The following is a 20,427-nucleotide window of genomic DNA, read 5'->3' as shown; positions in this document are numbered from 1 at the left end:
ATTAAGGGTTGGCGGCCAGCGCGGCGGCTTCCGGCGGGATCAGATAATCGGGTATCTCGACGCCGGCTTCGCGGTAGTAGCGATAGGCGCCGAGGTGCAGCGGCACGGAAACGCCTTTCAGCGCATTCTCCAGCGAGATGTATTTGGCCGAGCTGTGTACCTGGTGCACTTCCGGCAGGTTTTCGAACATCGTTTTGGTCAGGTCGTACACCAGCTTTTCATCGAGCCGGCTGAGGGCCACCAGAATATTGGGCTGCGCGATGGTGGCGACCGCCTTGGGCTGGCGCGGGTAGGTCTCCGCCTTGATGTCGAAGCGGAACCAGGAGTTGGCGATGGCGTTGATGCTGGCCAGCTGTTCGTCGGTGACTTCCAGGATGCGTGCCGGCACGCCGCTGGCATACATGTCGGTGACGGCGGCGGCCGGCACCCCGGCGGGCAGGGCGCCGCCGTCCAGGCGCCCGTCGCGCATCGCGGAAACCGTGTCGCCGTAGCCGAGGTATTCCGCCGACAGCGACTTTTTGGTCAGGTTAACGCCCTGCAGGATGATCATCGTCGACTGTTCGGTGCCGCTGGCCTGCGGCCCGACGGAAAAGCGCGTGCCGGCGATATCGTTCAGCGTGCCGTCTTTCACCCGGCTTTCCAGCATCACGAAGTGTTCGACGTTGGGCCACAGCATGGAGATGGAGCGCAGATCGCCGTAGGCGCGGCCGTCGAAGTTGCGCACGCCCTGATAGGCTTCGACGGCGATCAGGCTCTGCAAAATCGCCAGCTGCGCCTCGTCCTTTTGCAGCAGATCGATATTCTCGATCGAACCGGCGGAGGATTGGCCGGTGACCTGTATCCCCTGGCGTTTCAGCCGGTTGCTCCAGACGTTGGCCAACCCGACGCCCATTGGGTAGTAGGTGCCGCCGGTGGAGGCGGTGGCGACGGAGAGGAAGGTTTTATCGGCGTTTTCCGCTTTACCGGCGATGGCCAGCAACGCGGCGCCGACCACGGCACAGGTAACAAGCAACGCTTTGATTTTTCTATTTTTCATCATTTTCCCCAGCGGTTTTTTGAAACAAATAGAAAACATTTACGCAAACTTGTATACAACATGGCAGCTTTATTCACCTAAAGCGCCGTGCTTGATTTGTGATCTGAGTGGGCGAAAATTGAACGGCGCGGCGGAGGGCGGAAATGAAAAACCCGTGGCGGGCGCCACGGGCATGCGGGGGAGGGTTACCAGCCTTTGACGGCGTCGCCCTTGTAGATATCGGCGGCGCTGGCTGCCACTTCATCGGTCTGATAGGCCTTGACCAGATCCTTCACTTTCTCGCTGTCTTTGTTGTCGATGCGGCTGGCGAAAATGTTGACGTACGGCGAGTTTTTGTCTTCGACAAACAGCCCGTCCTTGGCCGGCGACAGGCCGATCTGGCTGGAATAGTTGGTGTTGATGATCGCCAGCGTCACTTTCTGATCGTCCAGCGCGCGCGGCAGCTGCGGCGCTTCAATCTCGACGATCTTCAGCTTTTTCGGGTTGCCGACGATGTCCAGCGCGGTCGGCAGCAGGCCGACGCCGTCTTTCAGGGTGATCAGCCCCTGTTTTTGCAACAGCAGCAGCGAGCGGCCCAGATTGGTCGGATCGTTCGGCACCGCCACCTGCGCGCCGTCCGGCAGCTGGCTGAGTGCGGTTATCTTCTTCGAATAGCCGGCGATCGGGTAGACGAAGGTGTTGCCCACCGCGGCCAGCTTGTAGCCGCGTTCCTGCATCTGCTTGTCGAGATACGGCTTGTGCTGGAAGGCGTTGACGTCCAGATCGCCGTTATTCAGCGCTTCGTTTGGCAGCACGTAGTCGTTGAAGGTCACCACCTCCACGTCCAGATCGTATTTCTGCTTGGCGACCTTTTGCACCACCGCCCACAGCGACTGATCGATGCCGGCGCTGATGCCGACCTTGATGTGGTGATCGTCCTGTGCCGTCGGGCCACAGGCGGTCAGCAGCAGCGTGCCGGCGGCGGCCAGCGCCAGGGTGAGGTTTTTCAGCGTAAATGTCATTTTCCCAGGGTCCTTGTCAACATTGCCTGCTAATTTTGGCTGGCAGAATAGTGGCAGTGACTGTAGGTAATCGCTGGGATAAAACAAAATACTGATTCACTATGACTCATAGCGATTAGCTATGAGCGGCCGCCGCCTGGCGCGGTGCGGATTGTTTTGACGGCGAATCGGCGGGCTTATTATGATAGCCGTTGGCCCGCGAGGGCAGACTGGGTACTGAAACGAAGGAAAAAACAATGCGATTGAACACTTGGAGCAAGGCGCTGCTGCCGCTGGTGGTGTTGGCCTGCGTCTCGGCGACTCAGGTTCGGGCGGCGGAGAGCGATACCGGGCCGATCCCCAAACAGCTGCTGGGCAACTGGCGCGTCAGTAAAATTGTGCCGACGCAGACCACCGGCTGCTGGGATCAACAGCAGGCGCAGAGCCTGATCGGCGGTAAAATCAGCTATAAGGCGGATGCATTCAGCTGGAACGGCACGGCGCTGAAAAGCGAAGGCGCCACCGTCAGCACCGTAGAAGCGCAGGAGTTCGTCGAGGACAATTCCGGCAGCAGTTCCTACATCGATTTCCCGATGCTGGGCATCAGCACGCCGTCGGTCGAGCGCGTGGCCATTCAGCACGCGGATACCGTCATCAAAGGCATCACCGATCAGGGCACCGATGGGGTGCCCGGCGATAACGTGCTGGTGAAAGACGCCAACACGCTGATCCTGTCGCTGTGCAACGTCTGGTTTGAGGCGCAGCGCGAAAAGTAATCTCTCCCTTCCGCCCCGGCAACGGGGCCTTCCCGCCGCTATCTCTCCCGCCGCGCGCGCCGTTTCTGAACTAAAATTAACCATAACGATATGACTCTGACGTGATATCGGAGCCTCGGCTCTACCGAGTCCATGACAGGAGGCGCTATGTGTTACCACCATATTGTCATCGCCACCGATCTGAGCGATGACGGCAAACGATTGGTCGAAAAGGGGGCGCTGTTAGCGGAGGCGCTGAAGGCCAAACTCTCGCTGATCTATGTGGACGTTCACTACGACACTTACCATGCGGCGATCGGCTTTTCGGAGCACAGCTATGAGGGCGCGTCGTTCGAAGAGAAGATCCGCAAAGAGCTGGAACCCACCACGCAAAACGTCAATTATCCGATCGCGGAAGTGATTATCGGGCGCGGCGGCTTTGTTGACGAACTGCGCACGGCAGTGGTGGACAAGAATATCGATCTGCTGGTGTTCGGCCACCACCACGATTTGTGGAGCAACCTGTTTTCTTCCACCCGCAACGCCATCAACCAGCTGAATATCGACGTGCTGGTGATCCCGATCCGCTCATAAACGCGGGCCACCGCCGGGCAACGATGGCGGTGGCCGCTGCGGCTTATTGCGTGAAGAAGTCGTTATACAGCATGTACAGGTGCGCCGCGCTCCAGGAGAAGTTCGGCGCGCCCTGTTGCTTGCCGGTGAGCGGGTTGTAGTTCTCGCGGATCGGCCCGTCGGCGACCAGGCCGTCGGCGTGGCGGAAGAAAGCCTGCGCCATCGCCACCGCATCGTCGCGATAGCCGTAGCGTTCCATGCCCTTGAGGCCGAAATACAACTGATCGACCCACACGCGGCCGCGCCAGTAGATGTCCGCGCCGAACGCCGGATTGGTCAGCGCCGCGGTACCGAGCGGCACGTAGGTATTGAACTCGCGCGGATCCTTCATCACCCTGACCACCGCATCGGCGTGCGGTTGGCTGGCGGCGCCGTTGAACAGCGGCGACCAGCCTTCCGGCCCTTTGCCGCGTTCGACGATCGGTTTGCCGGCGCAGCCGTTGGCCAACGGCCGGCTTTCGATGCGGATGTCATAGAAGAAACCGCTGTGCTTGTCGAACATGCAGGTGTTGATGTAGGCCGCCAGCCGGTCGGCTTTGGCGCGGAAGGCAGCGGCCTCGGCGCCGTGGCCGAGAATATCGGCCATCTCCGCCAGATAGCGGTTGTCGCTGTACATGTAGCTGGCCTGATCCACCGACTCCTGCAGCAGCGAGTAGCCGAGCAGCGTGCCGTCCGGCGCGCGGTTTTCGGCGAATTTCACCTGCCAGTCTTCGCGTTTGCCGCCCTGCGCCAGGTAGCGCGCCAATTGATCCGGGTCGATAAAGCCGAATACCGCCGCGTCGTCGCGGCCCGACTCCCAGGAGGCGGCGGTCTGCGCCGGGATCTCGATGCTGTCGTACTGCTCCTCGCGCACGATGCGATCGTAATTGTCGAGGCCGGCCAGCGTTTGCTCGCGCTGCCCGCGCTTGACGGTGAACAACATGCGTCCGCCGGGGGTATTGTGCGCTTTGTCGCGGGTGGCGCCGTACTCCGGTACGCCGTTGCCGTTGTGGTCACGGTTGCGCAGCCACCAGTCATGGTAGGCCACCAGCTTCGGGTACATCTCCGCCAGCCAGCCCTTATCGCCGGTGACGCGATACACCTCCATCACCGCCCAGGCCGCCAGGCTCGGCTTGGTGTTGCGCTCGTTCCAGTTACCGCCGTCGCCGCCGCGCTCCGGGCTGGGGTTGTAGGCGATAAGGTCGGGCAGGAAACCGGCGTCCCACGGGCGCAGGGCATCGCCCGGCCGGATCTGGAAGGCGAACACCGCGCGGATGTTGTCCTTGGCCACGTCCGGGTTGAAGTGCGCCATGGCGTAAGCCTGTTTCCAGGTGTCCCACGGCCAGGTCTGGTTGCCGGAGAACCAGCGTCCGGTCACCGAGGGGGTGACCGAGTCGAACTTCATCGCCCCGGCGGCGCCGCGCCAGTTGCCGTTGAGCGTTTCCATCGCTTTGACCGCCACGCGGGTTTGTTCCGCCGTGGCGTGCGGGTTGCTGAGCCCTGTGGCGAGATAGCGTTCCCAACGCTGGGCCGACGCGGCCATATAGCGCTGCGGGTGAGCGAGGATGTCGGCGATGGCGCGTTGTTCGCGCCGCGCTTCTTCGGCGGTAAGCAGGTGCGAGTAGGTGGTGTACAGGGTGGTGGAGCCGGCGATGCGCGCCGTGGCGCGGAAGCGATGGCCGTCGACCGTGGTGCGCTGCGGCAGCGATTTGTGGATCTGATACTCGGACTGGCCGGAGGTCATCAGCTGCGACGGCGCGCGCACTTTGCCGAAGGTGACGCGCAGGCCGTCAGCCGTTGGCACAATGCGGCGCGTGTAGTCAGGAAATGCCTGCGCGAGGGTCGCCGGCGGTTGCGGCTTCTGCTCTTTGGCCGCGTAGCGCTCCAGCAATTCACCGTCCCACACCAGCTCCAGCGGCGTGTCGGTCAGGATTTGGGTTTCCAGCAGCGAGGTGCGCGCGCCAGCGAAGCGCAGCGTCAGGTTGACGGTCACGCCCGGCGCGCTGAGCCGCTGCACCAGGGCACCGGGCAGGCTGTAGGCCGTCATGGTGAAATGCACCGGCTTACCGTCTCGATAGACGCTGAGCCGATCGAAATTGTTGGCCATAAAGTTGATGTACTCTTCGGTCAGTAGCGCCGGGCCGGGGAAACCGCCCATGCCCTCCGGCCCGCTCGGCAACAGGTGGCCGTGCCAGGCGCCGAGATCGAAGAACGGATTGAAGCGCTGGTGATCGTCGAAATCATAATCGAGCATAAAGTGCGGCGCGCCGCGGCGGTCGATGACGTTTTTATAGCGCTCGGCCAACGGGGCGTCGGCGTCGGGCGTTTTCGGCGCGCAGCCCGTCAGCGTCAGCGTCAGCGCGAGGGTGAGGGCAGTGGCCAGCGGGGTCAGGGGAGTCATGTTCATCGTAGGAGCCTCAACGGTTACCAATAGAAATATTGCATCAGGAACACCGAGTTGCTGGCGCCGGTGCTGTCGTTGCGCATGAAGAATTTGCTGTCCAGCGCGGTGGCCAGCTTGCCGCCGGCGTATTCATACCAGACGCCGAACTGGGCGTATGAGGTGGCGGTATCCGCCGCATTATCAAACCGGTGGCGGGCGTAGCTGTAGGCGGTGGAGAGATACAGCCCTTTGGCGGTTTCCGTCATCGCGCTGAGCATCAGGCCCGATTCGCTGCCGGGATGGCCGCCGCTGTCGCCTTTGCCGGTGTGGTGCCAGACGCGGCCGGCCAGGTGTTGGCCGCGCAGCCCCAGCAAAAACAGCTGCCCCAGGCCGTCGGTCACTTCCAGGCCGTTCAGCAGCGTCAGATTGTCCTGCAGGTCGTACTGGGTGTAGCCGTTGATCATCGCCCGATAGGTGTACTTGTCGGAATAGCGATCGTATTTGCCGAAGTGCAGCAGCGCCTTGCTCTCGTCGATGCGGCTTTCCGGCGCCGCCGTCACGCTGTAGCGAAAGCGCCCGGTCAGGTTTTGCAGCTTGGCGGCGTAGCTGAGATCGCGGGTGTTGGGGATCACGTAGCCGTATTCCGGCGTGAAGTCGCCCCACCATTGCAGGTCGTCGAGCGACGAGTCGTTGCGCACGCTGAGCATCATCTCGGTGCCGTCGTCGGTGCGGTAACCGCCGTAAAAGCGGTTCAACCCGCCCTCGAAGCCGCCCCAACCGTGGCCCGGCGTCCAGGCGTGGCCCTGGCTGTCCGCCTGCACGGTCCAGCCTTCGCCGTAAATCAGGCCGAACCAGTGGCCCCGTTTGATCTCCAGGCCGCCTTCGATATAGGTGCCGTCGCTGTATTTATGTTGATGTTCGCCGTTCAAATAGACGCTGCCGCCGATGCCGAGCTCGCCGTAAAAACGCAGGGCGGTCGCGGCGCTATCGGGTAGCGGCGGCGGTGGGAGCTGATTGCGCTCCGCCGGGGTCACCGGTTCCTGCGCCGCCCAGGCGGGCGCGTTAACGAGCAGCAGCAAGGGCAACAGGGCGTGATGGCTTAGTGGTTTCATGGGGCATAGGCCTGATGTTGGATGGATCGGAACGTCAGCCGAGCGGCGGCTCACGCGAGGTCGCTCCCGGCTCCCTGGGAGAAGAGAAAAAGTCCGCCTTCACGGGGCGGTAAACGGCAGGTATATTAGTAAAATTTTTAGTAAAAAATATGCTTTAATCAGTAAATCGTTAACTTGATCACAGCGGGCGAAATGGGTATCTTTCGCTGCAGACGCCCGGCAACGGCTGGCATGAGCGTGCTCTGGCCCGGTCTGGGAAGGAGAGGTCGCGAGTGGCGCTGTACGCCGCATCGCTATCCGATTAAGCTACCGTTTTTCGTCTGTGCATTGGGACTCTATGGCCACACTGAAGGAAATTGCTGAAGCCGCTAATGTGTCCGTCGCCACCGTTTCGCGCGTGTTGAATGACGACCCCACCCTGAGCGTGAAGGCGCAAACCCGCCAGAAGATCCTGGAAGCGGCGGAACGCCTCGAATACAAGATCGCGCCTTCCAAACGGCAAAGCGGGCAACGCCTGCATTTCGCCGCGCTGTTCACCTATACGCAGGGCGTGGAGATCAACGATCCCTATTACCTGGCGATGCGCTACGGCATCGAGACGCAGTGCGAAAAGCTGGGCGTGGCGCTGAGCGCCGGTTACGACTTCAACGGCGACAAGGCGCTGCCGGCGGCCGACGGCCTGCTGGTGATCGGCCGGCCACAGCCCGCGTTGTATGAGCAGCTCAGGCAGCAGGAAACGCCGGTGGTGTTCATCGACGGCGTGGTGGAGGATGAGCGGTTCGACTGCGTCAATGTCAACCTGTACAAGATCAGCCGTAAGGTGATCGACTACTTCATCGGCCGCGGCTATCAGCGCATCGGCTTTATCGGCGGGCGCGACCATCCGGCCGGCATCGACCAGCGCGAGCAGGCGTTCGTCGAGTATGGCCGGCAGCAAAACGTGGTGCGAGCGCAGGACATTTACCACGGCGATTTCAGCAGCCAGTCGGGCTACCAGTGTGCGAAAGCGATGTTGCAGAGCCAGAATGGCTATCCGCCGGCGCTGCTGGTGGCGACCGATTCGATCGCGATCGGCGTGCTGCGCGCGCTGCACGAACACGGCATTCAGGTGCCGGGGCAGATCGCGCTGATCAGCGTCAACGATATTCCCACCGCCCGCTTTATTTTCCCCGCCTTGTCCACGGTGCGCATCCCTTCGGAAACCATGGGCGCACAGGCCGTCAACCTGCTGACGGAGCGGCTGCGCGATGAGCGCGCCGTCCCGCTGTCGATCTTCGTTCCCAGCTCGCTGCAGCTGCGCGACACCACCGTCGCCTGACCGGCCCCGCCTCGGCGGGGGCGTTGGCGCTCAAAATTAACGTCATGATAAAAAAAGGCCTTTGAGATTTATTGTGATCCTGTCGTCATTTGGTAAATATCAACTGTAGTTTTTACTAAATATTTACTATCGTTTCCGCATTGCACAGGTGTCGGGAGACGTGACGTGAATAATTGGGAAAACATTGAAAAACAGTCGGAGCACCGGTTGGCGCCGCGCGCGAGCTTCTTCAGCTACGCGGACGCCGGGCAGGCGCTGAGCTTCGATCGCAACGCCAGCCGGCGTTTCCAACTGCTGAGCGGCCGCTGGCGTTTTCGCTTCTTCGAGCACCCGGCGCAGGTGCCCGCGGCGTTTTACCGGGAGCCGATGAACGACTGGGGCGATATGGCGGTGCCGGGCATGTGGCAGCTGGAAGGGCACGGCCACCTGCAGTACACCGATGAGGGCTTCCCGTTCCCGATCGACGTGCCTTACGTGCCGACCAATAACCCCACCGGCGCCTATCAACGCCACTTTACGCTCGACGCCGGCTGGCAGGATCAGCAAGTGCTGATCAAATTCGACGGCGTGGAAACCTACTTCGAGGTGTACGTCAACGGCGACTATGTCGGCTTCAGCAAGGGCAGCCGGCTGTGCGCCGAGTTCGACATCAGCCCCTATGTGCGGCAGGGCGAGAATCTGCTGTCGGTGCGGGTGATGCAGTGGGCCGACTCCACCTACATCGAAGATCAGGACATGTGGTGGATGGCCGGCATTTTCCGCGACGTCTATCTGATCGGCCAGAGCGCTACCCACCTTCACGATCTGACGCTGGTCACCACCTTCGATGAGCGCTATTGCGACGCGCAGTTGGCGATCGATGCCGAGCTGCGCCATCTCGGTGTGCAGGCCGCCGAGGGCTGCCGCCTGCAGGCGCAGCTGTTCGACGGCGATCGCTGCGTGGCGGAGCAGTGGCGCGACGATCTGCGCATTGAGCGGGCGCTAAGCTGCCGTTTCGAATTGCCGGTCAGCCGCCCGCAGCAGTGGAATGCGGAAAATCCCTATCTGTATCAGCTGTTGCTCAGCCTGTATGACGGCGCCGGCAACCTGCTGGGCGTGGTGCCGCAGCGGGTGGGGTTCCGCGAGATCGCGGTGCGCGACGGGCTGATGTACGTCAACGGGCGCTACCTCAAGCTGCACGGCGTCAATCGCCACGATCACGATCACCGCAAAGGGCGCGCCGTCGATATGGCGCGGGTGGAGCGCGACATCGTGCTGATGAAACAGCACAACATCAACTCGGTGCGCACCGCCCATTACCCCAACGATCCGCGCTTTTACGAGCTGTGCGATCTCTATGGCCTGTTCGTGATGGCGGAGACCGATCTGGAGAGCCACGGCTTCGCCAACGTCGGCGATCTGAGCCGCATCACCGACGATCCGCGCTGGGAGCAGGCCTACGTCGAGCGCATCGAACGCCACGTGGCGGCGCAGAAAAATCACCCGTCGATCATTATCTGGTCGCTGGGCAACGAGTCCGGCTACGGCTGCAACATTCGCGCCATGGCCCGGCGCTGCAAGGCGCTCGATCCGACCCGTCTGATCCACTATGAAGAAGATCGCGACGCCGAAGTGACCGACGTGATCAGCACCATGTATTCCCGCGTGGCGATGATGAACGCCTTCGGCGAATACCCGCACCCCAAACCGCGCATCCTGTGCGAATACGCCCACGCGATGGGCAACGGCCCCGGCGGGCTGTTCGAATACCAGTCGGTGTTTAACCGCCACGCCAGTTTGCAGGGGCACTACATCTGGGAGTGGTGCGATCACGGTCTGCTGAGCCACGACGAACAGGGGCGCGAGCGCTACCAGTACGGCGGCGATTACGGCGACTACCCGAACAACTACAACTTCTGCATGGACGGCCTGATCTACCCGGACCAGCGCCCCGGCCCCGGCCTGCGTGAATACCAGCAGGTGCTGTGCCCGGTGGAGGTGACGGCGGAGGAAGGCGCAGGCGACGTGCTGCGGGTGAAAAACCGCTATTGGTTCAGCTCGCTGGCGGACATCACGCTGAAGGTCAGCGTCAAGACCGACGGCCGCCTGGTAGCGAGTTACGAATTCAAGCTGCCGCACCTGCAGCCGGGCGAGAGCGAAGACATGCACCTGCCGGTGTTGGCGCTGGGGCAGGGGGAAACGCTGATCGACGTGGCGGTGCATAAGGACAGCGCAACCCGCTACAGCGAGAGCGGCCAGCGGCTGGGACATTATCAGCATCTGCGCCGGGCGGCGACGCGGCGACCGGCTCCACCACCGGCCGATGCGCCGGCGCTGCAATGCCGCGAGGAAAATCATCGGCTGATCGTCAGCGGCGGCCGGTTCCAGCTGGCGTTCTCGCTGCTGAGCGGCGAACTGCTGTCGTGGCGGGTAGACGATGAAGAAGTGGTGGGGCGCGCGCCGCGCATCACCTTCTTCAAACCGGTGATCGATAACCATAAACAGGAATATGAGGGGATTTGGCTGCCGCATCACTTCCCCATCATGCAGCAGCACTTCCGCCGCCTCACTCGGCAATGGCAGGGCGAGGATCTGCTGATCGAGGTACATAGCCTGATCGCGCCGCCGGTGTTCGACTTTGGCATGCGCTGCACCTACCGCTGGCGCATCTCCCCGCAGGGCTACGTCAGCCTGGATCTGGCCGGTGAGCCTTACGGCGATTTCCGCCAGATTATCCCGAAAATCGGCCTCGATTTCGGCATCAGCCGCCGCTTCGAGCAGGTTGAATACTACGGCCGCGGGCCGGGCGAGAACTACCGTGACAGCTGCCGGGCCAACCTGATCGGCCACTACCGGCAGCGCGCCGACGCGCTGTTCGAACACTATCCGTTCCCGCAGGACAACGGCAATCGGCAGGACGTGCGCTGGCTGAGTTTGCAGGACGCGGCGGGCAAGGGGATCTTCATCCAGCCGCGGCGGCCGATCAACTTCAGCCTGTGGCCCTACAGCGCCGAGATGCTGCACCAGGCCCAGCACATCAACGAGCTGGAGCCTAGCGACTGCCTGACGCTGAACCTGGACGACCAGATCCTCGGCCTCGGCTCCAACTCCTGGGGCTCCGAAGTGCTGGATACCCACCGGGTCTATCTGGCGCCGTTCAGCTACGGCTTCACGCTGGTGCCGTTCGACGGGCGGCAAACGCAGGGCGCCGCGCTCGCCGGTTATGACTTCGCGCCCGCTCACCACCACCCGCAGTCTGCGGAGGAAAACGCATGATCATTCTCGAATCCCTGGCGGAGTTTCAGCGCATCTATCACAGCGGCAAGAAGTGGCTGCGCTGCATGGAGGCGATCGCCAATGTCGATCGCATCAGCCCGAACGTGTGCCATTCGATCGGCGACTCGCTGACGTATCGGCTGAGCGTCGGTGCCGGCCGCCAGCACGGTTGGCTGGAGGGCAACCGCCGCTACTTCGACGTGCACTATTACCTCGAGGGGGAAGAGACCGTCGAGGTGGCCGACAAGCGGGCGCTGACGACGGTGGCGCCCTATCAGGACGAAACCGACCGCGAGTTTTTCAGCGGCGAAGGCGAGAAGCGCCGGGTCGGCAAAGGCAACGTGGCGATCTTCGAAAACCACCAGGCTCACCGCTTCACAGAAAGCGGCAAGGTAAAAAAAGTCATTTTAAAAGTGACGGTGGAAGACAGCTATTTTGTTAACAAATAGCGCACTCGTCGATCGATAACAACAAACCGAAGTCCCCTACACCATTCGGAGAATCTCTATGGCTGCGTCGAACAGAAACACCATCGGCAAGTTTGGCCTGCTGTCGATGACGTTTGCGGCAGTGTTCAGTTTCAACAACGTGATTAACAACAATATTCAGCTCGGGGTCGCCTCGTCGCCGGTGTTTCTGGTGGCGACCATCATTTACTTCATTCCCTTTTGCCTGATCATCGCCGAGTTCGTCTCGCTCAACCGCAACTCCGAGGCCGGCGTTTATGCCTGGGTGAAAAGCGCGCTCGGCGGGCGCTGGGCGTTTATCACCGCCTACACCTATTGGTTCGTGAACCTGTTCTTCTTCACCGCGCTGCTGCCGCGCGTCATCGCCTACGCTTCTTACGCGTTCCTGGGCTATGACTACGTGTTTACCCCGCTGACCACGGCGATCATCAGCATCTTCCTGTTCGCCTTCTCGACCTGCATTTCCAACAGCGGCGCAAAACTGCTGGGGCCGATGACCTCGGTGACCTCGTCGCTGATGCTGCTGCTGACGTTTTCCTACATCGTTCTGGCGGGCGCGGCGGTGCTGGGCGGCATCGAACCGGCCGACCCGATCAACGTGCAGGCGATGACGCCGAACTTCAACTGGGCGTTCCTCGGCATTACCGCCTGGATCTTCCAGGCGGCGGGTGGGGCGGAGTCCGTGGCGGTGTACGTGAACGATGTGAAAGGCGGTAGCCGCGCCTTCGTGAAGGTGATCATCGTTTCCGGGCTGTTCATCGGCGTGCTGTATTCGGTGTCTTCGCTGCTGATCAACGTGTTCGTCCACCGCGCTGACCTGCATTTCACCGGCGGCACGGTGCAGGTGTTCGAAGGCCTGTCGGCGCACTTCGGCCTGCCGACGGTGCTGATGAACCGCTTTGTCGGCATCGTCTCCTTCACCGCCATGTTCGGCTCGCTGCTGATGTGGACGGCGGCGCCGGTGAAGATTTTCTTCACCGAGATCCCGAAGGGCATTTTCGGCGAGAAAACCATTCGTCTGAATCGGCATGGCGTGCCGACGCGCGCCGCCTGGATCCAGTTCTTCATCGTCATCCCGCTGATGCTGATCCCGACGTTGGGTTCCAGCAGCGTGCAGGATTTGATGAACACGCTGATCAACATGACCGCCGCCGCCTCGATGCTACCGCCGCTGTTCATCATGCTGGCCTATCTGAATCTGCGCCTGAAGTACGACCGGGTGGCGCGCGATTTCAAAATGGGCTCGCGCCTGCAGGGCATCGCCATCGTCAGCGTGCTGATCGCCATCTTCACCGTCGGCTTCTTCGCCTCGACGTTCCCGACCGGCGCCAGCATCATGACCATCGTGTTCTATAACGTCGGCGGGCTGGTGGTGTTCCTCGGCTACGCCTGGTGGAAGTACAACCGCTACGCGAAAAGCCTGAGCGCCGAGGCGCGCTACCATGAAGACATGCCTTTGGCGCGCCTCGCGCTCGAAGCGCAGGAAGGGGCGCAGGCCGGGCAATCCGCGCTGACCACGCCCGTTTGCAATAAACCGCTGTAATTTCTCCTCTATCGGCTCCGTGCCCCGGCGCGGAGTCTCGCTTTGCGCAAAAATCCTGCCCTGGCGCTTGCATAATACATAAGTGAATACTAATGTATTTGTATGAACGTAAATGACATCTTCAAGGCGCTGGCCGATCCGACTCGCCGCACCATCTTCGACAAGCTCGCCGTCGGCAGCATGAACGCCAGCGCGCTGCGCGAAGGGCTGCCCATCAGCCAGTCCGCGATGTCGCAACACCTGGCGGTGCTGCGCAATGCCGGGCTGGTGCGCGAGACGAAGCAGGGGCGCTTCGTCAATTACCAGGTCGACCCGGAAGGGCTGGCGCAGATCGCCGATTGGCTGGCGAAGTACCGCGCCTGGTGGCCGGCGCGCATCGACGCGTTGCAAACCTTGCTGAAGGATATGGATCAATGAACAAACAGGCTGAGCAGCCGCCGCGCGATCGGCTGATATTGGAGTATTCGCTCGATGCGCCGCCGGAAAAAGTGTGGCGAGCGCTCAGCATTCCCGAGCTGCGCGAGCAGTGGCTGCCTCCGGGGGATTTGGCGCAGGCCGAACCGCTGGCCGCCACGCCGGGCGAAGCGGTGAGCTACCGTCTGCGTGACGACCGGCCGCCGTTCCTTGAAAGCGTGGTGACGCTGCAGATAGTGCCGGACGCCGCTGGCGGCAGCCTGCTGCGGATTATCCACCAGCTCGACGCCGCCAATGACGGTTCGGTGACGATGATGCTCGCCGCCTGACGCGTTAAATTCATTTCCCTTTTGCCAACCCAGGAGTTCACCGATGCGTGAGAAGATGATGCTCGTCCCGATGGTGGTGGAACAGACCAGCCGGGGAGAACGTTCCTTTGATATTTATTCGCGCCTGCTGCGCGACCGGATCGTTTTCCTCAATGGCGAAGTCAACGACGACGTGGCCGAAATGCTGTGCGCCCAACTGCTGTTTCTGGAAGCGGAAAACCCGGAGAAACCGATCCACCTGTACATCAACTCGCCGGGCGGGGTGATCACCAGCGGGCTGGCGATTTACGACACCATGCAGTATATCCGCGCGCCGGTGCATACGCTGTGCATGGGCACCGCGCGCTCGATGGGCTCGTTCCTGCTGATGGCCGGCGAGCCGGGGCACCGCATGGCGCTGCCCAACGCCAGCCTGCACGTGCACCAGCCGCTGGGCGGCTTTCAGGGACAGGCCTCCGACATCTTGATTCATGCCGAAGAGATGAAACGCACCAAAGACACGGTGATCCGGCTGTACGCCAAACATTGCGGCCTCAGCTACGAAGAGGTGGAGCGGGTGTTGGATCGCGATCGCTTTATGACCGCCGACGAAGCGGCGGCCTGGGGGTTGATCGATCGGGTGCTGCGGGAAAGGTAAACGGCTCAGCGGGGCTCGGCGGCCTGCGGCGTGTGCCAAACCCGTTCAAGCCCGAATTCGACCATCGCGAAATAGAGGCTGAAATAGCGCTCCGCCATGATAAAGAACGAACTGTTGAGTTCGATCACCACGTTATTGGTGGTGGTCAGCAGGCCTGATTTTTCCGCCGCCTGCAGAATGCGATTCACGTGCGCGCGTGAGACGGAGCACGACTTGGCGATTTTCGCCGAGGAGAGCAGCAGAAAGGGGGAGTCCTGCCGGATGCTTTCGATATGCAGCATCAGCAGCACCATGTGGCCGGCGTCCTTGCTGATAAACAGCCCGGATTGCGGCACCAGATCGATCAGGTAAATCTCCTTGAGCATCAGCTGTCCGTAGGCGGCGAAAAAGGTGGGCAGAAAGTCGGGCGCCGCCAGCAGCGCCGCGATAGGCATCTGTGGCGCCAGCGCCTGGTAGGGCCGCGCCATCGAGGCGATCAGCGCCTGGGTTTCCGCCAGCGCGTGCGGCGTAGGCTTATAGCGCAGCTGGCGCTTGTCATGTTCGCAGGGTTTGACCTCCAGCCGGCGGCCGACCCGCAAAAAGAACAGAAAGGAGTCCAGGGAGTTCTCGCTGATGATGTTCTTCCCTTTAAAAAAGGCTTTGATGTCTTTCAGCCCGGCGGCAGGCTGGTGGTAGTAAATGGACAGGATGGTGGAACAAATGATGAACCGGCTGTTCCTGAAGATGATTTTGTAAAACAGCGGATGCTTCTTGTAGGTCTCCTTCAATAATTCCCCGTGTTTGACGATGGCGGTATGAAATGCCGGTGACTGCCTGATGTTGTTGGCCTGTTTCTCCAGGTGAAACTGTAGCTGGAATCTGCTTAGACTCATTTTTCCCTATTTCCTGTACTTAAAAAATGTACTGCTTTTTATCGTTATGGGGTTGCTGTGTATGACTTGACGATCTGCTGGCCCTGGTCGTTGATGAAGGTGGCCTGAACGGTGATCTGAGAAGGGAGCGTCGGCGCCGCAACGCCGTCGAGGTGATAATCCCGCATGCTGAACGGTGCGGTCATCATGTCGCTTTCTTGCCGCACCGGGTAATCGCGCCTGCCGGTTTGCACGGCGATGCGGGCGAAGGAGAGATAAAACGCCGACCGGTTGTGACAGCGCAGCAGATAGCCGCCCGGCGATTTTTGCAGCGAGAACGAGACGGCCTCGGCCGCGTTTTCGGCGTTTCCCTTTAGCGCTTTGGGGCGGTAGAAGATTTTCATCTGCGTGTTCATCGCCAGCGTCACGCGCGACGTCAGCGGCGGCCTGGTCGGCTGGCTGGGCGGGATCTCATACAGGTTAAGCCAGAACACCGACTCCCGGTCGGTGGGCAGGTTCGCACCGGCAAACAGGATCCGCAGCCCTTTCAGCGCCGAAGGCGGCAGGGCGAATACGCTGGGCAGGGTGACAAACGGCGCGCGCGACAGTTCGGGGGCGGAGTTGACGTCGCCGTTATCGACCCAGGTTTGCGCCACGATCGGATAGCCGTTGGTGTTGAGCAACATCAGGGTTTTTTCCGTGTCGCCCTCGCGGAAAATCACCCGAGTGGCGGAGGCGATGATGCCCGCCTGCGCGCCCATGGCCGCCAGCGCCAGCAGCAGGGCGCATCCCATCGTCAGATATTTCTTTCTCATCATTGCACCTTAACCCAGACGTAGGCCCTGGCGTCCACTTTGCCGGCGGTGACCGTTTGCCCGGGCAGCCGGGCGAGCGTGGCGGTGAGCTGGGTGGTGTAGTGGGTGAACCCCGCCGCGGTGCTGCCGCCGCCGCTGGCGCCGTTGAGCACCGGATACCAGCCGGCGTCGTTGCCCTGCGGGCATTGCCCGGCGCTGCAGCGCGCCCAGCCGACGAAGTTCATCGGCGCGCCGTTGCCGGCGTTGGCGAGCGCGATGCCCACGCCGGTGGCGACGCTGCTGTCGGTGCCGTAGCCGCTGGAGAGCAGGTAGCTCACGCCGCCGTTGGCGCTGACTAGCCCCAGCTGCTGCGCCGCGACATAGCTTTCATACGGCACCTGCAGGCCGAGGGCGGTATTGTTGCTGCTGACGCCGGACACGGCGGCATTGTCGCATTCGATATTGATGGTGAACTGCGCCTGTGAGGTTTGCCCGGCGGTCAACTGGCTGACGGATATGGTCGGCAGGATCACCAGCGGCGTGACGTTGCGCGCCACGCAGGTGGCGGTATAGGTCAATGAGGAGATTGGTGCGGTGCCCATGCCCATCGCGTTCCAGCGCCCGGTGCCCCAGGTGGCGTAGTTGGTGGCGGAGTCGCTGCCGATAGGATCCGAGGCGATGCCGGGCCCCTGAAAGGTGACATAGCCGTTTGGCTGCGTGCAGGTATAGTTCGAATTGCCGGTGGTCGAGGCCATGCCCACCAGCGGGTTGCTGGCGCTGTAGCCGCAGTAGTTGCTGGCGCCCGCGCCCGGCAGCGAGCTGATGCGGATCAGATCGGCGCGGATGGCGCTGAAGTCTTTCACCCGGATCTGAATTTTGCTGCCGACGGTGGCGTAGCGGGTAATCGGCGCCGACTGCCAGTAGCGGGTAAAAACCTTGCCGGAATCCAGATGGGTCAGGCGGATGCCGACGTAAGGGAAGTAGGTGGCGTAGTAGTTGGGGTTGCCGTCCTGGGCGCCCAGATCGTAATAGCCGCCGACGCGATCGTCGCCGTTGGTGGCGAAGACTTCATAGATCTGCCCCGCGTCGCTGGCGTCGCATTCATACAACACTTTGTTGGGATCGGGATAGCGCGTGCCGGAGGTGAGATCGAACACGCTGGTGCCCAGCGGCGTGCCGACGGGCTGCAGGTAAGTGCTGGTCAGGTTAACCCGGCCCAGCGCCGTGCCCACCCCGCAGGGATCGCAACCGGAATCGATCCAGGGGGCGACCCGGGTGCATTGCGCCAGCGCGGCGGGCGCGCCGCACAGCGACAGGGCGAGCAGAGCAAGGGCGGCGATCGGGTAAGAAATGCGTTTCATCGTCTCTCCTGAGAATCAGTGTGAACGGGCTAGCGGCACGGGGCGCTGAGCCGTTGAATCGGGCCGTCTTCCCCGGCGGGCAGGCGGTAATGCAGCGTGCACTGTTGGCCGGGCGCGTCGCCCCAGTTCAGCGTCAGCGCTCCGGCATTCCGGTCGCTGCGCAGATACACCTGATTGGCCTGGCCGACCATGCCCACGCTGTTGCCCGCGGCGTCGAGGACGTTGGCGCCCATCGGGATCGGCGCGTTGTCGGACCGCTGCGCGGTGATCAATAGCGCCTGGCCGCGCACGGTGTTGAAGCGCAGGCGCACCGTGGCACCGGCGTACGGGGCGACGCGCCGTTGGCCGTCTTCCAGCTCCGCTTTGTCGTTCATGCCCTCGGGGTTCAGCGCGACGGTGTTGTAGTGATAGGGCACCAGCGACGGCGCCAGCGCGTAGCCAAAGCGATCGACGCGCGCGCCCTGGCCGTCCATTACCCGTGCGCCGCTGGCGCCGGGCGCCTCGATCAGGGCGAAGGTGTCGCCGACATACGGCCCTAATGTCACGCCGCCGCGGTGCGCCACCACGGCGCCCTGCAGCGACAGGGAACCTTGCCGGTACTGGCGCGCAGTGGAGAACGAGCCGGTGACGTTGGCGTAAGGCAGACGGGTTTGCAGGTTGCCGCCCCAGATGCTTTGTTGGCGATCGTCGTCGGTGGTGAAGTTCAGGCCGTAGCTGACCGGCTGTTCGTCGCCGACGCTGCCCGACAGCGCGGCCTGATAGTTGCCGCCCTGGCCCTGGCTGTGGTTGGCCAACAGCGAGACGCTGGGGGCGGATGATGAACGCCCGAGCGGGAAGCTCAGCGACAGGGCGGTGACGGTCTGCGCGCTCTGCGCCAGCGGCGCGCTGTAGACGTTATCCAGCGGCCCGTAGCCGCGGTAGTCGCCGTTGCTGGAGCCCAGGCTGCGGGTGCGGGTGACGGAGAGGTTAAGCGCCACGCCGTTGCCGAAGGTTTTTCCCCAGCCCAGCTGGAGCTGATTGTCGCGGCCGCGCTGATCGCGGTAGTCCTGAGTCGAGCCGGACATCGTCAGGCTGCCGAACGCGCCCATTCCCTGATTGACGGCGACCTCGAAACGCGACCGCTGGCGGTAGGAGTCGGACTGCCAGTTTTGGCCGGTGGTGGCGGCGCGGCGCACGCCGAGCACGTCGCTGAGATCGCGAAAGCCTTCGGTGGAGTAGCGGTAGCCGGCGATGGACAAGGTGGTGTCCGTCGGGCTGAAGGTTCGGCTGTAGGAGAGGTGCAGCATCCAGCCAGCGGCGCCGCCGTCCGGCAGGCTGGCGTGGGAATAGGTGGTATCCATGCCGAAGGCGCCCAGCCAGCTGCTGTACACGCCGCCCAGCATCATCGCCTGATAGCCGTCCGCCAGCTGGTTGCCGAGGTTGAAGGTCAGGGCGTTGGTCAGGCCGTGCTGCCAGGTCACTTCGCTGAACAGATCGTTGTCGCCGACGTAGCGGGAATGGCCGACGATCGCCGAGTAGCGCGACTGGCCGGGGCGGATGGATTCCGGCACCGCGGCGAACGGCACGGTGAAGGTGCTGACGCTGCCGTCGGCTTCCGTGACCACCACGGTGAGATCGCCGGCGTAGTTGGTGGCGTACAGATCGTTGATGGCGAACGGCCCCGGCGCGACGGTGGTTTCATACAGCGTGCTTTTGCCCTGCAGCACCGTCACGCGCGCGTTGCTTTTCGCCACGCCGCGCACCACCGGCGCATAGCCGCGCTGCGAATCCGGCAGCATGCGGTCGTCCGAACTGAGCTGAATGCCGCGAAAGCCCAGGCCGGAGAAGAAGTGCCCGTCGGTAAAGCCTTCGCCCAACAGCATTTCGCTGCGCCAGGGCAAGATCGCGCGCTGCACGTAGCGGCGGCTGGTGTCCAGATGGCCGCCGAACTCCCGATCGTAGCGGTAGCTGGACTGCTGGCGGTAGCGCCATAGCCCGAGGTTGAAGCCGCCGTTCAGGTTGGCGTAGGTCGAGTCGAGATCGCGGGTTTGCCCCTGTCGGTAACTGACGTGGTACTGGTTGAGGTTGTAATTGACGAAGGCCATCGATTCGCCGCTGTCCAGGCTGGCGGGATTGACGCTGCCGCGCGGCCGGCCGTTCAACAGCGCCTGCGGAATGCTCAGATCCAGCCGCAGCCGCGAGATATCGGCGTTCACCGTGATGTCCTTCAGATCCCGGCCGGGCAGCAGGCATTCCGCTTCGGCGGCCGTCGGCGGATTTTTCAACCCGAAGCGCGCCAGCTGCGGCCGATCGAAACAGGGCAGCACCTGCTTGCCTGCGCGTACGAAGCGAATTTGATCGCGTTCGAGAAACTGGCCATTGAGGTACAGATCGATCTGATAGCTGCCCGGAGCGACGGCGTCCTGTTGGTTGAACTGGCTCAGGGCGCTGTTGCTCAGCACGCTGCCGCGCAGCAGCGCGGGATCGAAGGTATAGCCGTCGGCGGCGGCGCAGCCCAGCGGCAGCGCCAGCAGCGCGCAACACCAGCGTGTGGGCAGCGGCGTCGCCTTGCGAGCATCGAACATGAATACCTCCCTGTCT

General features: G+C 62.5%; 17 protein-coding genes. 9 read left to right on the top strand and 8 right to left on the bottom strand.

What is annotated here, in order from left to right; all coding sequences use genetic code 11:
* Nucleotide 1: 1 nt before the first annotated feature.
* Together ACJ8HB_RS01305 and metQ are read right to left on the bottom strand one after the other, a co-directional pair.
* Nucleotides 2–1,036, bottom strand: coding sequence for a TAXI family TRAP transporter solute-binding subunit (locus tag ACJ8HB_RS01305; RefSeq protein WP_033638131.1), 1,035 nt, complete (start codon nucleotides 1,034–1,036; stop codon nucleotides 2–4).
* 185 nt (nucleotides 1,037–1,221) lie between these two features.
* The gene (gene metQ / locus ACJ8HB_RS01300) at nucleotides 1,222–2,037 is read right to left on the bottom strand and encodes a methionine ABC transporter substrate-binding lipoprotein MetQ (protein ID WP_033638132.1); all 816 of its coding nucleotides are present in this window, start codon (nucleotides 2,035–2,037) and stop codon (nucleotides 1,222–1,224) included.
* Nucleotides 2,038–2,273: 236 nt separating this feature from the next.
* Between metQ and ACJ8HB_RS01295 the strand changes: the two genes are divergently transcribed.
* Together ACJ8HB_RS01295 and ACJ8HB_RS01290 are read left to right on the top strand one after the other, a co-directional pair.
* Nucleotides 2,274–2,792, top strand: coding sequence for a hypothetical protein (locus ACJ8HB_RS01295; RefSeq protein ID WP_033638133.1), 519 nt, complete (start codon nucleotides 2,274–2,276; stop codon nucleotides 2,790–2,792).
* Nucleotides 2,793–2,939: 147 nt separating this feature from the next.
* Nucleotides 2,940–3,365 carry a universal stress protein gene (locus ACJ8HB_RS01290; protein WP_033638134.1) on the top strand — a complete coding sequence of 142 codons (426 nt, stop codon included), beginning with the start codon at nucleotides 2,940–2,942 and terminating at the stop codon, nucleotides 3,363–3,365.
* 43 nt (nucleotides 3,366–3,408) lie between these two features.
* On the opposite strand, the gene ygjK is transcribed toward ACJ8HB_RS01290, so the two are convergent.
* Entirely contained in the window at nucleotides 3,409–5,790 is a 2,382-nt protein-coding gene (gene ygjK, locus ACJ8HB_RS01285) for an alpha-glucosidase (RefSeq protein WP_094859791.1), read from the bottom strand.
* 17 nt (nucleotides 5,791–5,807) lie between these two features.
* Nucleotides 5,808–6,878: a protein YgjJ gene (gene ygjJ / locus ACJ8HB_RS01280; RefSeq protein ID WP_047568003.1), complete on the bottom strand. Its 1,071-nt coding sequence runs from the start codon at nucleotides 6,876–6,878 to the stop codon at nucleotides 5,808–5,810.
* 337 nt (nucleotides 6,879–7,215) lie between these two features.
* On the opposite strand from ygjJ, the gene ebgR reads away from it, so the two are divergent.
* The 7 genes from ebgR to ACJ8HB_RS01245 all read left to right on the top strand — a co-directional run bounded on the left by ebgR (nucleotide 7,216) and on the right by ACJ8HB_RS01245 (nucleotide 14,841).
* Nucleotides 7,216–8,196, top strand: a complete 981-nt coding sequence (ebgR, locus tag ACJ8HB_RS01275; RefSeq protein ID WP_047568001.1) for a transcriptional regulator EbgR — start codon at nucleotides 7,216–7,218, stop codon at nucleotides 8,194–8,196.
* A 165-nt stretch (nucleotides 8,197–8,361) separates the two neighbouring features.
* Nucleotides 8,362–11,451, top strand: a complete 3,090-nt coding sequence (ebgA, locus tag ACJ8HB_RS01270; RefSeq protein WP_047567999.1) for a beta-galactosidase subunit alpha — start codon at nucleotides 8,362–8,364, stop codon at nucleotides 11,449–11,451.
* Entirely contained in the window at nucleotides 11,448–11,900 is a 453-nt protein-coding gene (locus ACJ8HB_RS01265; protein WP_033653842.1) for a beta-galactosidase subunit beta, read from the top strand. Before ebgA ends, ACJ8HB_RS01265 begins: the two co-directional genes overlap by 4 nt.
* A 58-nt stretch (nucleotides 11,901–11,958) precedes the next feature.
* Nucleotides 11,959–13,461, top strand: coding sequence for an amino acid permease (locus ACJ8HB_RS01260; RefSeq protein ID WP_047567997.1), 1,503 nt, complete (start codon nucleotides 11,959–11,961; stop codon nucleotides 13,459–13,461).
* Between the two features lie 102 nt (nucleotides 13,462–13,563).
* Nucleotides 13,564–13,878: an ArsR/SmtB family transcription factor gene (locus ACJ8HB_RS01255; RefSeq protein ID WP_047567994.1), complete on the top strand. Its 315-nt coding sequence runs from the start codon at nucleotides 13,564–13,566 to the stop codon at nucleotides 13,876–13,878.
* Nucleotides 13,875–14,204 carry an SRPBCC family protein gene (locus ACJ8HB_RS01250; RefSeq protein WP_033646406.1) on the top strand — a complete coding sequence of 110 codons (330 nt, stop codon included), beginning with the start codon at nucleotides 13,875–13,877 and terminating at the stop codon, nucleotides 14,202–14,204. The genes ACJ8HB_RS01255 and ACJ8HB_RS01250 overlap by 4 nt, the downstream gene beginning before the upstream one ends.
* 43 nt (nucleotides 14,205–14,247) lie before the next feature.
* The gene (locus ACJ8HB_RS01245; RefSeq protein WP_033638144.1) at nucleotides 14,248–14,841 is read left to right on the top strand and encodes an ATP-dependent Clp protease proteolytic subunit; all 594 of its coding nucleotides are present in this window, start codon (nucleotides 14,248–14,250) and stop codon (nucleotides 14,839–14,841) included.
* Between the two features lie 5 nt (nucleotides 14,842–14,846).
* On the opposite strand, the gene ACJ8HB_RS01240 is transcribed toward ACJ8HB_RS01245, so the two are convergent.
* From ACJ8HB_RS01240 to ACJ8HB_RS01225, 4 genes are read right to left on the bottom strand one after another with little or no spacing between them, the layout of a single operon-like run.
* Nucleotides 14,847–15,713 carry a hypothetical protein gene (locus ACJ8HB_RS01240; RefSeq protein WP_033638145.1) on the bottom strand — a complete coding sequence of 289 codons (867 nt, stop codon included), beginning with the start codon at nucleotides 15,711–15,713 and terminating at the stop codon, nucleotides 14,847–14,849.
* 44 nt (nucleotides 15,714–15,757) lie between these two features.
* The gene (locus ACJ8HB_RS01235; protein ID WP_047567992.1) at nucleotides 15,758–16,507 is read right to left on the bottom strand and encodes a fimbrial biogenesis chaperone; all 750 of its coding nucleotides are present in this window, start codon (nucleotides 16,505–16,507) and stop codon (nucleotides 15,758–15,760) included.
* On the bottom strand, nucleotides 16,507–17,847 hold the full coding sequence (locus tag ACJ8HB_RS01230; protein WP_047567990.1) for a fimbrial protein: 1,341 nt from the start codon (nucleotides 17,845–17,847) through the stop codon (nucleotides 16,507–16,509). Before ACJ8HB_RS01230 ends, ACJ8HB_RS01235 begins: the two co-directional genes overlap by 1 nt.
* 29 nt (nucleotides 17,848–17,876) lie before the next feature.
* Complete coding sequence (locus tag ACJ8HB_RS01225; protein WP_047567987.1) at nucleotides 17,877–20,411, bottom strand: fimbria/pilus outer membrane usher protein; 2,535 nt, start codon at nucleotides 20,409–20,411, stop codon at nucleotides 17,877–17,879.
* Nucleotides 20,412–20,427 lie beyond the last annotated feature (16 nt).

It is taken from the genome of Serratia sp. CY27727 (assembly GCF_052169275.1).
Taxonomy (GTDB): domain Bacteria; phylum Pseudomonadota; class Gammaproteobacteria; order Enterobacterales; family Enterobacteriaceae; genus Serratia; species Serratia sarumanii.
The sequence above is the reverse complement of the archived record's forward strand: the minus strand, read 5'-3'. Positions and strand labels throughout refer to the sequence as shown.